Origin of the sequence: Nocardia sp. NPDC046763, assembly GCF_040645495.1 — a bacterium.
GTDB lineage: Bacteria > Actinomycetota > Actinomycetes > Mycobacteriales > Mycobacteriaceae > Nocardia.
Genome location: NZ_JBEYYI010000048.1, coordinates 17982 through 32670, shown reverse-complemented (window position 1 = coordinate 32670; position 14689 = coordinate 17982). Strand labels below are relative to the sequence as shown.

Sequence of the window (14689 nt, the reverse complement as noted above, 5' to 3'; positions counted from 1 at the left end):
TCGATGAACTCCGGCTTCGCCGGCATCGACAACCCACTGTTCTACGCCGACCACACCTCCATGCTCTTCGGCGACGCCAAGAAATCCGTCGGCGCCGTCACCGAGGAACTCAAGGCGCTGTGATCATGGAAGGACCAGCTGAGGTGTCATTGTTGGGGCTGGTCGCCTGTACGCAACTGATCGTCACAGCGATCAATATCGCGTGCCGCGCCGATGAGTTGAAGCGGCTTCGCGCAGGTGACCGCTGGCGTTATCTCACTCATCGATGGACCGGTTTGTTCGCACCGACCCGAATGCCCACTGCGCCAACGCAATCCGTGGAAGCAACGCGCCCGGTCAATCCCTGACGATAGCGGCGCACCTAATGACAGCGGGCCTCGCGTGAAATCCGAGGCCCGCTGTCGAGGGCGTCGGCGAACCACCTGTCATAGGACGGTGCGACCTCGGATTCGATGAACGAGCGGATTGTCGCCCGAAAGGCATCGTGGTCGGAATTGAAAGTTGTTCTCTGCATACGTCTTCCGTGAATTTCATACTGAGGTGGTGGCCCGTCCCCAATGAATGAGACCACTCGCTATTAGAGTCCTGTTGGCCCTGGTGAGGGCTGGAAGGGACACTGAGTGACATGGCAGGACGTAAGCGGCATTCCGCGGAGGAGATCGTGCGGAAGCTGCGCCGTGCCGATGAGCTGACCGCGGCGGGCAAGACCGGGGAGGAGGCCGCCGCGGAGCTGGGGGTGTCGGCGGCGACGATGTACAACTGGCGCCGTCGGTACGGCGGTGTGGATACCGATGCTGCCAAGGAGCTCAAGGAGCTGCGCGAGCAGAACGCCCGGCTCAAGCGGCTTTTGGCCGATGCGGAGCTGGAGAAGGACGCGCTGCGGGAGATCGCCAAGGACTGAAAATTCTGAGCCCGGCGGCCAAGCGCCGCGCCGTGGACATACTCAAACAGGTCAAGAGCATGTCGGAACGGTTGGCGTGCAAGGTTGTTGGGCTTCATCGGTCGACGTATCGACGGCTGCCGGCCGCGGTGACCCGGCCGATCCGGATGCCGGTGTGCGGGCCTGGCTGCGGTCCTACGCGACGAAACACCCCGGTCACGGGTTCCGCCGTGCGTGGGCGGCGTTGCGGTTCGACGAGGGCTCGGATGTGAACAAGAGGAAGGTGCACCGGCTCTGGCGTGAGGAGGGCTTGCAGGTCCGCACCCATTGCCGGCGCAAGCGGGCCGAGTGCTCGTTGGTGCCGCCTGTCGACGCGGACGCCCCGAAAGTGGTGTGGGTGTTGGATTTCCAGTTCGACTCTACCGTCGATGGGCGGGCGGTGAAGATCGCCTCGATGATCGACGAGCACACCCGTGAGTCGCTGCTGCACCTGGTCGAGCGCTCGATCACCGCCGAGAAACTCGTCGCCGAACTGGAGAAGGTGTTCTCTACCCGCGGTGGCCCGCCGATGGTGCTGCGGATGGACAACGGGCCGGAGATGATTTCTCGTGCCCTGCAACAGTTTTGCGCGGATCGGGTGGGGATCGTCCACATTCCGCCCGGGACGCCGTGGAACAACGGGTTCATCGAGTCGTGCAACCGGCGGCTACGCAGCGAATGCCTCAACCGCAATCACTGGACCAGCCTGCTCGAGGCGCGGGTGGTGATCGGCGACTTCAAGCTCGAGCACAACCATCGGCATCGGCATTCGGCGCTGGGCTATCTCACCCCGGCCGAGTACGCTGCCCGCTGCGGCCACACCCACCACCCCGTGGCCTGCGACATCAGCTGAAACCGAATCGAATACAACCCGGACTCAACCACCGGGTGGTCCCGTTATCGGGGACCGGTCACACCCATTTGCGCAAGGTTTCGGCGGTCATGTCCAACCAGGCGAGACCTCCTTGATCGCAGCCCATCCACTGTCGTGGTCATCACGGTGCTCGACAACCAGCCGCACTTCATGCTGCTTCGCAGGCATCATGAGTCCATCCTTCCCAAAAAGAAAGGTAAGCACCAAACGCGGGAAGGTAACGGGGGATTCAGGATCCAATCACCTTCGAAGACCGGATCACCCCCGTCCGGTAACTAACCAATACCGGGACCGGATCCACCGCTAGTCTCACACCTCTTCGTCGCCGTTGTTCGGTGGGGATAAGCTATTCGTTAACGAAAAGTTGACGCATGTTGCTTGTTACCGGGGACGCTGGCGGATGTGCAGCCGATGAACGAGCGTGATCCGTTCCGAACGGTCCGTGACATGTCAGTGCCGGTCACGGAGGAATTGGCTGCGGCCGGGTTCGAGGATGCCGAGGAGATCGGGCGGGGCGGTTTCGGTGCGGTCTATCGCTGTACCCAGGCGGAGCTGGACCGGACGGTGGCAGTGAAGGTGTTGACCGTCGATTTGGATACGGAGAGTCGGGCGCGTTTCTTCCGGGAGCAGCGGGCGATGGGCCGGTTGACCGGTCATCCGAATATCGTCACGATATTGCAGGCGAGCACCACCGCGAATGGACGGCCCTATCTGGTGATGCCGTATCACCCGTTGGACTCCTTGGACGCCCGTATCCGTGGGCAGGGTCCGCTGCCGGTGGAGACCGTGTTGTGGATCGGGGTGAAGATCGCCGGGGCGCTGGAGACCGCGCATCGCCTGGGCATCCTGCATAGGGACGTGAAACCAGGCAACATCCTCCTCACCGATTACGGCGAGCCCGCGCTGACAGACTTCGGAATCGCGCGCATCACCGGCGGATTTGAGACCACCTCGGGCACCCTGACTGGATCCCCAGCGTTCACCGCCCCGGAGGTGCTGGAAGGCGAGGCTCCCACGCCGGCTGCGGACGTGTACGGGTTGGGTGCCACGTTATTCTGTGCGTTGACCGGGCATGCGGCGTTTGAACGGCACAGCGGGGAGAACGTGGTCACTCAGTTCCTGCGGATCACCACCCAGCCGGTGCCGGACCTGCGCGAGCATGGCATCGCTGCCGACATATCCACGGTCGTATCGACGGCGATGAACCGTGACCCGCACCAGCGGCCCTCGCCGACCGCGCTGGGGGAAGCACTCCGGCAAGCACAGCGCAACCATGGATTCGCCGTCGATGAGATGGCATTACACGGCGAACCCGATCGCGAGCACCGGGACCGTAAACCCGCCACCTCGGGGTGGCGTCCGCCGACGGCGGCCGTGGGTAGTCGCACCGCGAGCCTTCTGCCACTGGAGTTGACTAGTTTCGTCGACCGCCGCGCCGAGCTGGCGGAGGTGAAGAATCTGCTGTCCTCGGCCCGGCTGGTGACGTTGACCGGCATCGGCGGGGTCGGCAAAACCCGGCTGGCGCTGCGGGCCGCGACGACCGCGCGCCGGGAGTTCGCCGACGGGATATGGCTAGTCGAACTGGCCGACATTTCCGACCCCGCACTGCTCGTCGGCGTGATTGCAGCCAGCCTCGGACTGCGCGACGATTCAGCACGACCGTTGCCGAAGGTTGTGGTCGAATTCCTGTCCACGCGCAAGTCGCTGCTGGTCCTGGACAACTGCGAACAACTGGTCGCGACCGTGGCCGAGTCGGTCGAAACCTGGTTACAGGCTTGTCCACATCTGCGAATCTTGACCACAAGCCGCGAACCGCTCGACATCGCCGGAGAGTCGGTACTGCGGGTGCCGCCGCTGACCGTGCCGAACCCGAACCAGGAAACGCCGCTGCGCGGACTGCCCCGCTATGATTCGGTCACCTTGTTCGCCGACCGCGCGACCGCAGTCGTGCCAAGTTTCGAACTCACCGACGACAACAAGGACACCATCGCCCGCATCTGCACCCGGCTGGACGGACTGCCACTGGCGATCGAGCTCGCCGCAGCCCGGATGCGCACAATGTCCCCCGAACAGATCCTGCAACGCCTCGACGACCGCTACGCACTACTAACCCGCGGCAGCCGCACCGCACCCACACGCCAGCAGACCCTGCGATGGTCCATCGACTGGAGTTACCAGCTGTGCACCCCGGCCGAACAACGGCTGTGGGCCCGGCTATCAGTATTTACTGGAGGCTTCGAACTCGACGCCGCCGAACAAATCTGCGGCACCGACCTGGCACCGGACAGCCCGCTCGATGTGCTGTCCGCACTCGTGGACAAGTCGATCCTGATCCGAGACGAATCCCACGGCGTGGTGCGATTCCGAATGCTCGAGACGGTGCAGGATTTCGGTCGGCAAAAGTTACGTGAGTCCGGTGAGGATCAGCTGGTGCGAAGCAAGCACCGCGACTGGTATCAGCGGCTGGCGCTGGACGCGGAGGCGGGGTGGATCAGCGACCGGCAGCTCTACTGGTTCGCCAGGCTCGAACGCGAACTACCGAATCTACGCGACGCGCTCGAACACTGCCTGGCGGAGAACTCCGAGGAAGCGGCGGAAGCCGGACTACAGACCGCCGCCGCACTATATATGTTCTGGAGTTTCCCGGGTCTATACGGCGAAGCTCGGCGCTGGATCAACCGGGTCCTGAACCACCCTGCCCGGCAATCCATACCCGACCGTGTCAGGGCGCTCTATGCAGGCTGCTTCCTGGCAGTGATGCAGGGCGATTTGCCAGCGGCGGCGACCCTGGTGGAACAGGCACGCGTGCTCGCCGAACAGGACCCCACTCCGATGACCCAAGCGCTGATCGCCCACGCCGCCGGCGCCGTGGCGCTTTACCGCGGTGAGCTTGCCTGCGCAACCTCGTCCCTCGAACGCGCCGTCGAAGTGCTCAGCCCGAATCAGCGAGGATATATTCATCTTGCTGCTTTGACCCTGCTCGGTTGGGTGCACGAGCTGGCTGGGGACACACAACGGGCGATTGAGTATCACCGACAAGTGCTTTCCATCACCCAAGCCTGCGGCGAATTACTCTTCCAGTCGACGGCGTTGTGGGGCATGGGCGTTGCCGTCTGGCAGCAAGGTGAGCGATCTCGGGCAATTGAGCTGCTCGCGAATGCACTGCGCGTCAACCAGCGAATGCGCAGCCCAGTTGTTGCCGCGGTGAGTCTCGAGTCGCTGGCCTGGACGGCCTGCGTCGACGGCAACGCCGAGCGTGCGGCCGTGCTTATGGGAGCCGCGCACGAATTGGACCGGTCTGCGGGTGACGTTGCGAGCATCGTCCCAATAATGCGGCAGCATCACGACGAATGTGTCCGGCTGATGCGATCCGCCCTCGGGGTACGCGGATTCGAATCGGCCTTCCGGCACGGCCAAGTGATGGGAATGGACGCAGCCGTGGCCTACGCCCTCGGCGAGCAGCCGACAGACACGAAACTCACATCGGGTCCTCTTCCGGAGCTGACCAAGCGTGAGCGGCAGGTCGCGGACCTCATCGCCCAAGGCTTCACAAACAAGCAGATCGCCGCCAAACTGGTGATCTCCCAACGCACCGCACAGGGGCACGTGGAACACATCCTGACCAAACTCGGATTCACCTCCCGCGCGCAGATCGCAGCCTGGATCGCAGCAGACGCCGAATAACAGAATCGTTGGGGTCGGTAAGTGTTGTGCTCGATACGCCAGTCCCTGCGCCTCGGTGAGCGATCCGAATGGCTCGCAGGGCAGGAATTCGTCGCGGAATCGCCCGTTGAACGATTCGCAGATCCCGTTCTGCTGGCCGCGCTCGCTTCGAGGATGGAAAGCCTCCCGGCGGTCAGCCCGAGGGCGCTCGAGGCGATGGGTCAGCGGATTCCCTCCTGGCGGATCTTGGCAGCACGTCACCGATCATGGCCATGTTCGAGACGGTGGTCGTGATCCGCTGCGGAAGGTGTCCGCCGGTGATTGTGTGAAGGTCAGCGGTGGGCCCGCGATGGTCGACGTGACGTCGGTGTCCTGTGACGACCCGACGACGATATTCCGCGTCGGTGTGGTGTTGAAGGATCCTGGTGGCGGTTCGTGTCCCGGCACTGATTACGACACCGTGCGCTCCATCGGCGGCATGCGCAACACCACCCTGTGCCTGGAATTGCAAGTGCGCGAGGGTGAGTGCGTGGCCCAGAACAGCCTCGACAACTCGGCGCAGCCGGTCGACTGCGGTACTGCCGCGGCGAAGAGTGGGCGCCAGGCGCATTCTGTGCCGGGTCGATCCCGGCGAGTGAATCGCGGCGGCGGACGGGCGCCCGGTACCGTAGTGACCAGGCGCGCGGCGCGTCGGTTGAAAGTCAGTGGGTGACCACCAGTTTCATCGGTGTATCGAGCGGGGCGTCGATGGAGTCGTCCCAGGCGGCGGTGCGGGTAGTGACGATCGAGGGATCGAGCCTGCCGGTGGCGAGCAGGTCCAGCACTGTCGGAATGGCGGGGCGGACATCGGCGCGGCCGGTGTGGAAGGTGCAGCAGCGCGAGTACATCGCGAATACCGGGATCGCGACGTCCTCGCGCTGCACGCTGACATTTGGTGCAGGTCGCGGCGACCACCGACTCCACCCCGGTCTGCCCTGCACCCTGCTGGTCGTCGGGAACTGCGGCGCGCCATCACCGGCTTCGCCGCCTCACTTACCCGGGCAGGCGTCGAAAACCATGTCTACCAACTACCTTTCGCCGGACACGCCTTCGACGATGCCTATGGCAGCTTCACCTCTCAGACCGGCCGACAGATCCTTCTCGGCTTCGTGCGCGGCACCCGATAGTTCGCGTGGTGCTCGGGAAACCGGCGGGCAGGGAGCCCCGGACTCCCGCCCGCCGGGGGCGTGCGGATCAGGGAATCAGTCCTGATTGCTCGGATTGTGTGAACATGGTGACGCCGCCGGTGGCGAAGTTTCGGACGTCGCGGCCTGCGGCCTTCATCTCGGTCGAGGTCAATGCCCGCTCGAGTGCGTCGGCCGTCGGGAACTGCAGGTTCGCCACCATGTAGTACGGCGGTTCCTCGCTGCCGAGCGGGGAGCAGTTGCCCCAGGTGAATGCGGAGAGGCCGGGGATCTTCCGAGCCAGCGGGACATGGGTTTCGGCGTAGTACGCGTCGAAGGCCGCGGGATCCGCCGGGCGGCCGTAGCAGATGGCGATGCGGTAGGTCATGACTTCGCCACCAGGGTGAGCACGTCGTAGGTCGCGACGGGTTCGGCGTTCTGATTCATCACCACGGTATCCCAGCGGACTTCACCGTAGTCAGCGGTGGCCCGGGGCGTGATGGCCTTCGCGGTGAGGGTCACGGTGAGGATGTCGTCGACCTTGACGGGGGTGAGGAATCGGAGGTTGTCGACGCCGAAATTGGCGAGGACGGGGCCCGGCGCGGGGTCCACGAACAGCCCGGCCGCAAGCGATACAACCAGGTAGCCGTGGGCGACGATACCGCCGAAGAGTGGATTGGCCGCCGCGGCAACGGGATCGGTGTGGGCGTAGAACGTGTCGCCGGTGAACTCCGCGAAGTGCGCGATGTCCCCGCCCGTGACCTGCCGCGGCCCGCCCACGATGGTGTCACCGACAGCCAACTCCGCCAGGCTCTTCCGGAACGGATGCACCGCGCCGGTGTGCCGGGTGGCGCCGGTGACCCACTGCCCGGTAATGGCGGCGAGCTTGTCCGGCGACGCCTGCACGGCCGTGCGCTGCATGTGATGCAGTACGCCGCGGACACCGCCCAACTCTTCACCGCCCCCGGCCCGGCCGGGTCCTCCGTGCACGAGCACCGGCAGCGGGGATCCGTGGCCGGTCGACTCCTTCGCATCGTCGGTGTCGAGAACCAGGACACGGCCGTGGAAGGGAGCCAGGCCCAGCACGATCTCCCGGGCGAGCGCCGCGTCGGCGGTGACCAGGGAGGCGACCAGACTGCCTTGCCCACGGGCCGCCAGGTCGATCACCTCGGCGGCGTCGCGATAGCCCATGATCGTCGCTACCGGACCGAACGGCTCGATCTCGTGCGGTTCGGCGGCGGTGTTGTCCGTGCAGCGCAACAGGATGGGCGACAGGAACGCGCCGGGACCCTCCGGCGCCTGCGCTCGACCGACCACGATCTCGCTGCTGGCGGTGAGGGCCTGGACGGCCTTCAACACTTCGTCGCGCTGCTGCACACTGGCCAGCGCGCCCATCGTGACGCCCTCGTCCCCGGGCGCGCCCACCACAACCTTGCTCAACCGCTCCCGGGCCGCGTCGATCACGGCGTCGATCATGTTCTCAGGAACGAATGCGCGCCGGATGGCCGTGCACTTCTGTCCGGCCTTCGCGGTCATTTCCGTAACCAGTTGGCGCACATACAGATCGAACTCCGCAGAGCCGGGCTCTACGTCGGTGCCGAGGATCGAGGCGTTGAGCGAATCGGCCTCTGCGGTGAAACGGGTGCCGTGGTGCACGAGCGCCGGGTGCGTGCGCAGTAGTGCGGCAGTCTGCGCGGAACCGGTGAACAGCAGCGAGTCCTGGCCACCCAGCTGATCCAACAGGTCGCCGGTGCCGCCGCACACCAGCTGCACCGAACCTTCCGGAAGCAGACCGGATTCGATGATGTGGCGGAAGATGGCCTCGGTCAGATACGCCGTCTGCGATGCGGGCTTCACGATACTCGGCACACCCGCGATGAACGCCGGAGCCAGCTTCTCGAGGAAACCCCAGACCGGGAAATTGAAAGCATTGATCTGCACCGCCACGCCCGGACGCGTGGTGAAGACGTGCTGGGCGACGAAGGTTCCGCGCTTGCCGAGCTGTTCCACCCCGCCGTCGAGATACACGGTGCCATTGGGCAATTCACGCTTGGCCCGGCTTGCGTAGCTGAGCAGGGTGCCCGCGCCGCCGTCGATGTCGATGGCCGAGTCCCGGTCGGTCGCGCCGGTCGCCCGTGAGACCGTGTAGAACTCGTCCTTGCGCGCCAGGATGGACTGCCCGAGCGCCTTCAGCAGCCCCGCGCGCTCATGGAAGGTCAGCCGCGCCAGCGTGGGCCCCCCGACCGAGCGCGCGTGATGCACCGCCGCGGCGAAGTCGACGCCGGTCGAGGAGACCCGTGCGATCTCGCTGCCGTCCACGGCGCTGAGGATCGACTGGCCCGCATCCGGTGGAGTGTGCCACCGTCCGCTCACATAACTCTGCAACAACCTGCTCACCACGACTCCTATCTACCGTCCATTCGGTCGGTAATTACGATCGCGCGTGGCCCTTGCCCGTGTCAAGGAACCGTGATCGGTCAGTGCGTGCGCAGGCCCTCGAACGTCATGTGGACCACGGCGTCGGCGAGCTGGTCCACGGAGGTGCCCCCACGCGGGCTGTACCACTCGATGAGGGAGTTGACCATGCCGAACAGCAGGCGGCTGATCAGCGCCGGATCGATGTCCGGGCGCAGATCGCCCTCGGAAACGGCCTCGCTGACCAGTCGCGCGACCACATCGTCGAATTCGCGGCGGCGGGCGAGCGCGCGGCGTTCGACGGGGCTGTTGCCACGCACCCGCAGCAGCAGCGTCACATACGGCAGCTCGGTGGCCAGCACCTGGACGCTGCGGCGCACCAGATGCTCGAGCCGGTCGATGTAGGGGCCCGAGGTGACCTCGGGTTCGGTGGTAACCGCGAACAGCCCGTTGAGTGCGCGCCCGAGCGCCAGCTCCAGCAGCTCCTCTTTGCCGGAGACGTGGTGGTAGATGGAGGATTTCGTGATTCCGAGCCGCTGCGCCAGGGTCTCCATGCTGGTGCCGTCGTAGCCCTTCTCGTTGAAAACTTTGACGGCGACCGACAGCAGGGAGTCGAGGTCGTAGCCGGGCCGGCCGGGACCGGACCTGCGGGTGACGCGCGGAGAAGCCATCCGGCCATCTTCCCAGTGCCCGGCGAGCATTTCGCGCAGACCCGCCGCCGGGGGTTGATTACCAACCGAACATTCGGTAATTATGAAGGCGAGGACAGGAGTGTGAGGATGCGCGAGGTCTTTCTGGTGGACGGCGTGCGAACGCCCCAGGGCCGCTACGGCGGCGCTCTGGCCGAAGTCCGGCCCGATGACATGGCGGCGCTGGTGATCCGGGAAGCGGTGCGTCGGGCCGCGATCTCCGATGACGCGGTGGACGAGGTGATCCTGGGCGCGGCCAATCAGTCCGGCGAGGACAACCGCAATGTCGCTCGCATGGCGGCGCTGCTGGCCGGGCTGCCGGATTCGGTGCCGGGATTCACGGTCAACCGGTTGTGCGCGAGCGGATTGACTGCCGTCGCGACCGCCGCCGCCATGATTCGCGGCGGCGATGCCGATCTGATCGTGGCGGGCGGCGTCGAATCGATGACGCGAGCGCCGTGGGTGGTCGCCAAACCCGGTGTGGCATGGGCCAAGCCGGGGGAGCTGAGCGATACCGCGCTCGGATGGCGCTTCACCAATGAGCGTTTCGCGCGAGCGGACGCGGCCGTGCTCGGCAGCGGCCCGGAGGTACGCAAGGTGACATTGGCGATGGGGGAGACCGCCGAAGAGGTGGCGGCCGCCGAGGGTATTTCCCGCACAGAGAGCGACGAATTCGCACTGCGCAGCCAGCGCCGCGCCACCGCGGCCAGCGACGCCGGACATTTCGAGGCGGAGATCGTTCCCGTCCCGGTTCGCGGTGGCGCAGTGAGCACCGACGAGGTCCCGCGGCGCGACACGACCCTCGAAAAGCTCGCGGGCTTGCGTCCGGTGTTCCGCCCGGGGGGCATTGTCACGGCGGGGTCGTCGTCGCCGTTGTCCGATGGGGCGGCCGCGCTGATCGTGGCCAGTGCGGAGGCGGTGCGCAGGCACGGTCTGACGGTGCGTGCCCGGATCGTCGCCGCGGCCAATGCCGGTGTGCCGCCCAATGTCATGGGATTGGGTCCGGTACCCGCCACCTGCAAAGTCCTCGGCCGCGCCGGGTGGGGAATCGGTGATCTCGATGCGGTCGAACTGAACGAAGCGTTCGCCGCCCAGTCGCTGGGTGTGATGCGGCAGTTGAAGCTGGACGAAGAGATCGTCAACGCCGATGGTGGTGCGATCGCGCTGGGACATCCGCTCGGATGCTCCGGAGCGCGAATCCTGTTGACGCTCTTGGGGCGTATGGAGCGCGAAGGCGCGCGCCGTGGACTCGCGACCCTCTGCGTGGGCGTCGGGCAGGGTGTGGCGATGCTGGTGGAGGCCCCGTGAGCCGCCTGTTCTCCACCCTCGAGGTCACCGAGTCCGACGACCGCACGGTGGTGGTCCTGGATCGGACGGAGCGGCGCAATGCGATCGACGCCGAGATGATCTCCGAGCTGCACCGGGTCTGCGAGCGGCTGGAATGCGCGCCGAAACCATTGGTGCTCACCGGTCGTGGTGACCATTTCGCCGGTGGCGCCGACATCGTCGAACTGCGTGACCGGGGATTGAACGAGGCGCTGGCCGGGATCAATCGCACCCTGTTCGACCGGGTGGCGCGGCTACCGCTGCCGACGGTCGCCGCGGTCAGCGGTTACGCCTTCGGCGGCGGGGCAGAACTGGCCTACGCCTGCGACATCCGGATCGCCACACCGACGGCCGTTTTCGCGAATCCAGAGCCGGGTCTGGGCATCATCGCTGCGGCGGGCGCCGGCTACCGCCTGCCGGAGCTGGTCGGCGTCTCGATCGCTAAGCAGGTCTTGCTCGGTGGGGCGCGGCTGGATGCCGAGCGCGCCCTGCGGTGCGGGCTGGTGCTCGAGGTTGTTCCCGAAGGCGCGCATGTCGCTGCCGCCCACGAGCTCCTCGATCGCATCGTGCGCCAGTCACCACTGGCATTGCGGCTGACCAAGCTGGTCGCCGACGGCTCCCGCGCCGACGACATCGCCCAAGCGGTGCTGTTCGACAGCGCCGAGAAATACGAGCGGATGACCGCATTCCTGGAGAAGAGGACACGATGACCGGCACAGCGGTATCAGACCTGATCGGCGTGATCGGTGGAGGCCGGATGGGCGCGGGCATCGCCCAGTCCTTCGCCACCCTCGGCAGCGATGTCATCGTCGTCGAATCAGGAGATCGCGGCGCGGCGCGGCAGCGGATTCGCAACGGCCTGTCCGTGGCAGCGGAGCGAAATGCCCTGGGCGGCAGTGATATCGACACGATCATGGGGAGAATTACCCTGACCGCGGCGATCGCCGAGCTGCCCGCCGATTCGGATCTGGTGATCGAAGCGGTGCCGGAGAATCCGCGGCTGAAGGCCGAGGTGCTGAGCGCCGCGGAGCGGGCGGTCGGGCCGGAGACGGTGCTCGCCTCCAACACCAGTTCGCTGTCCATCACGGAACTGGGTGCGGTGCTGAAGGACCCGAGCCGGTTTCTGGGCATGCACTTCTTCAATCCCGTTCCGGCGTCGAAACTGGTCGAGGTGGTGCGCGCCCCCGCGACCGACCCCGGAGTCGCGGCCCGGGTGCGGGACTGGGTCGCCGCGCTCGGCAAGGCCGAGGTGCTGGTCAACGACGCCCCGGGCTTCGCGACCAGCCGTCTCGGGGTGTGTCTGGGGCTGGAGGCCATCCGCATGCTCGAGGACGGCGTCGCGGACGCCGAATCCATAGACAGGGCAATGGAACTCGGCTACCGGCACGCCATGGGTCCGCTGCGGTCGACCGATCTGGTCGGGCTCGACGTCCGGCTCTCGATCGCCGAACACCTCGCGGCCACCCTGGGACCCCGTTTCGAGCCGCCACAGCTGCTGCGCGACAAGGTCGCTCGGGGCGAGCTCGGGCGCAAGGCCGGACGAGGGTTCTACGACTGGAACGGCGGAACGAAAGGAACCACTCGATGAGCACCGCCACCGACACTGTCACCGTCGAAAACCGCGACGGATTGGCCGTTCTCACGCTGGCGCGGCCCACGGCATCCAATGCCCTGGACCGCGTCCTCAAAGAAGGGCTGCTGGACGCACTGCGATCCCTCGCCGCCGACGACGGTGTCCGGGCCGTCTTGCTGCGCGCGGAGGGGCGGAACTTCTGCGTCGGGCAGGATCTCGCCGAGCACGTGACCGGGTTGGACACCGACCCGGCCATCGCCATGGCGACCGTCCGGGAACACTACAACCCGCTGATCACCGCGTTGGCGGCGATCCGGGTTCCGGTGGTAGTGGCGATCCAGGGCGCGTGTGTCGGTGCGGGACTCGGCATCGCGCTCGCGGGCGATATCCGGATCGCCGGCGGGTTGGCGACCTTCGCCACCGCGTTCACCGGCATCGGCCTGGCCAGCGATTCAGGTCTGAGCCACACCTTGGCGCGCGCGCTCGGCTCCTCGCGCGCCGCAGGGCTCATGCTGCTCGGCGACCGGATCGACGCCGCCCGGGCGCTGGAGTGGGGACTGGTGCATCGGGTCGTTGACGATTCCGAATTGGATACCGCGGCACGCGAACTCGCAGCCCGCTTAGCTGCAGGACCGACTGCCGCCTACCGAGAGGTGAAGGCGCTGCTGGCGCGGTCGGACGCCGATCTGGCGGAAACGCTGGAAGACGAAGCCGATGCCCAGCAGCGGCTCGGCGCGAGCGCCGACCATCGCGCCGCGGTCACTGCCTTCCTGTCCAAGACAACCCCGGTCTTCACCGGTCACTGAAGGGTTCGGTCATGAACACCCCTGTCTCCGACGATCTGCAGGCGGGATTCGACGCCATGCTCACCGCTGATCAGCGCATCGAGCCGCGCGACTGGATGCCGGACGCCTACCGCGCCACCCTGATTCGGCAGATCGCCCAGCACGCCCACTCCGAGATCATCGGCATGCAGCCCGAAGGCAATTGGCTCACCCGCGCGCCCTCGCTGCGCCGCAAGGCGATCCTGCTGGCCAAGGTCCAGGACGAGGCCGGGCACGGTCTGTACCTGTACTCGGCGGCGGAAACCCTGGGCGCGGATCGCGGCGACCTCACCGGCAAACTGCTCTCCGGCCGGCAGAAGTACTCCTCGATCTTCAACTATCCGACCCTGACCTTCGCCGATGTCGGGGTCATCGGGTGGCTGGTGGACGGCGCGGCGATCTGCAACCAGGTTCCGCTGTGCCGCAGCTCGTTCGGTCCCTACGCGCGCGCGATGATCCGGGTCTGCAAGGAGGAGTCGTTCCATCAGCGTCAGGGCTATGAACTGCTCATGACCATGATGCGCGGTACCGACGCGCAACGGGCCATGGTGCAGGAGTCCGTCGACCGGTGGTGGTGGCCGACACTGATGATGTTCGGCCCGCCCGACGACGCCTCGCCCAACACCGCGCAGTCCATGCGCTGGCGGATCAAACGCCACACCAATGACGAACTGCGGCAGCGATTCGTCGACATGACGGTTCCGCAGGCCGCGACGCTGGGTGTCACCCTGCCCGATCCGGAGCTGGCATGGAATGCCGACCGCGGCGCTCACGACTTCGGCCGACCCGACTGGGACGAGTTCGCGCAGGTCGTGGCCGGCAACGGTGCGTGCAATGCGCAGCGGATCGATGTCCGGCGATCCGCACACGACAACGGGGCGTGGGTGCGCGAAGCAGCCGCGGCGTTCGCCCACCGCAACGGAAGCCAGGAGGCATGACCATGAGCGCTACTCGTTCGGAATGGCCGCTGTACGAGGTGTTCGTGCGTGGTAAGCGTGGACTCAACCACGTGCACGTGGGTTCGCTGCACGCCGCCGACGACGAGATGGCACTGCGGCACGCCCGCGACGTCTACACCCGTCGCAACGAGGGCGTGAGCATCTGGGTGGTGCCCTCGCACACCATCGCCGCATCCAGCCCGGCCGAGAAGGATCCCTTCTTCGCGCCCAACCGCGACAAGGTCTACCGCCATCCGACCTTCTACGAGATCCCCGACACCGTTCCCCACATGTGAGGCGCCGCC

At 66.3% G+C, this 14689-nt stretch carries 13 protein-coding genes and 2 pseudogenes; 10 read left to right on the top strand and 5 right to left on the bottom strand.

Annotated features, from left to right (window positions below; genetic code table 11):
• From ABZ909_RS41685 to ABZ909_RS41675, 3 genes and pseudogenes are all read left to right on the top strand, one after another.
• On the top strand, positions 1-123 hold a 123-nt coding region (locus ABZ909_RS41685), incomplete at its 5' end, for an NAD(P)(+) transhydrogenase (Re/Si-specific) subunit beta (protein ID WP_356997334.1).
• 502 nt (positions 124-625) lie between these two features.
• Positions 626-1772: pseudogene (locus ABZ909_RS41680) on the top strand (IS3 family transposase).
• A 432-nt stretch (positions 1773-2204) separates the two neighbouring features.
• A complete protein-coding gene (locus ABZ909_RS41675; protein ID WP_357011594.1) occupies positions 2205-5477 on the top strand; it encodes a protein kinase in 3273 nt (1090 codons plus the stop codon).
• Between the two features lie 57 nt (positions 5478-5534).
• On the opposite strand, the pseudogene ABZ909_RS41670 reads toward ABZ909_RS41675, so the two are convergent.
• A pseudogene (locus tag ABZ909_RS41670) lies at positions 5535-5717 on the bottom strand (hypothetical protein); the annotation flags it as partial.
• Positions 5718-5805: 88 nt separating this feature from the next.
• Here ABZ909_RS41670 and ABZ909_RS41665 point away from each other — a divergent pair.
• Positions 5806-6168, top strand: coding sequence for a hypothetical protein (locus ABZ909_RS41665; RefSeq protein WP_357011592.1), 363 nt, complete (start codon positions 5806-5808; stop codon positions 6166-6168).
• Here ABZ909_RS41665 and ABZ909_RS41660 read toward each other — a convergent pair.
• From ABZ909_RS41660 to ABZ909_RS41645, 4 genes are all read right to left on the bottom strand, one after another.
• Complete coding sequence (locus ABZ909_RS41660) at positions 6158-6379, bottom strand: hypothetical protein (protein ID WP_357011590.1); 222 nt, start codon at positions 6377-6379, stop codon at positions 6158-6160. The genes ABZ909_RS41665 and ABZ909_RS41660 overlap by 11 nt on opposite strands.
• Positions 6380-6689: 310 nt before the next feature.
• Positions 6690-7007 (bottom strand): EthD family reductase, encoded by a 318-nt coding sequence (locus ABZ909_RS41655; RefSeq protein WP_357011588.1) that lies wholly within the window; start codon positions 7005-7007, stop codon positions 6690-6692.
• Entirely contained in the window at positions 7004-9016 is a 2013-nt protein-coding gene (paaZ, locus tag ABZ909_RS41650; protein WP_357011586.1) for a phenylacetic acid degradation bifunctional protein PaaZ, read from the bottom strand. The genes ABZ909_RS41655 and paaZ overlap by 4 nt, the downstream gene beginning before the upstream one ends.
• Before the next feature lie 80 nt (positions 9017-9096).
• Positions 9097-9705 (bottom strand): TetR/AcrR family transcriptional regulator, encoded by a 609-nt coding sequence (locus ABZ909_RS41645; RefSeq protein ID WP_357011584.1) that lies wholly within the window; start codon positions 9703-9705, stop codon positions 9097-9099.
• Positions 9706-9813: 108 nt separating this feature from the next.
• Here ABZ909_RS41645 and ABZ909_RS41640 point away from each other — a divergent pair, with 108 nt between their 5' ends.
• Genes ABZ909_RS41640 through paaB form a run of 6 tightly spaced genes read left to right on the top strand, consistent with a single transcriptional unit; the run spans position 9814 to position 14680 of the window.
• Positions 9814-11031 (top strand): thiolase family protein, encoded by a 1218-nt coding sequence (locus ABZ909_RS41640; RefSeq protein WP_357011582.1) that lies wholly within the window; start codon positions 9814-9816, stop codon positions 11029-11031.
• A 5-nt stretch (positions 11032-11036) separates the two neighbouring features.
• Entirely contained in the window at positions 11037-11759 is a 723-nt protein-coding gene (locus tag ABZ909_RS41635) for an enoyl-CoA hydratase/isomerase family protein (RefSeq protein ID WP_357011600.1), read from the top strand.
• Positions 11756-12637 (top strand): 3-hydroxyacyl-CoA dehydrogenase family protein, encoded by an 882-nt coding sequence (locus ABZ909_RS41630; protein ID WP_357011580.1) that lies wholly within the window; start codon positions 11756-11758, stop codon positions 12635-12637. The genes ABZ909_RS41635 and ABZ909_RS41630 overlap by 4 nt, the downstream gene beginning before the upstream one ends.
• Positions 12634-13428 carry an enoyl-CoA hydratase-related protein gene (locus tag ABZ909_RS41625; protein WP_357011578.1) on the top strand — a complete coding sequence of 265 codons (795 nt, stop codon included), beginning with the start codon at positions 12634-12636 and terminating at the stop codon, positions 13426-13428. The genes ABZ909_RS41630 and ABZ909_RS41625 overlap by 4 nt, the downstream gene beginning before the upstream one ends.
• Positions 13429-13439: 11 nt before the next feature.
• Complete coding sequence (gene paaA, locus ABZ909_RS41620; RefSeq protein WP_357011576.1) at positions 13440-14384, top strand: 1,2-phenylacetyl-CoA epoxidase subunit PaaA; 945 nt, start codon at positions 13440-13442, stop codon at positions 14382-14384.
• A gap of 2 nt (positions 14385-14386) precedes the next feature.
• Complete coding sequence (gene paaB, locus ABZ909_RS41615; RefSeq protein WP_357011574.1) at positions 14387-14680, top strand: 1,2-phenylacetyl-CoA epoxidase subunit PaaB; 294 nt, start codon at positions 14387-14389, stop codon at positions 14678-14680.
• The last annotated feature ends 9 nt before the right edge of the window (positions 14681-14689 follow it).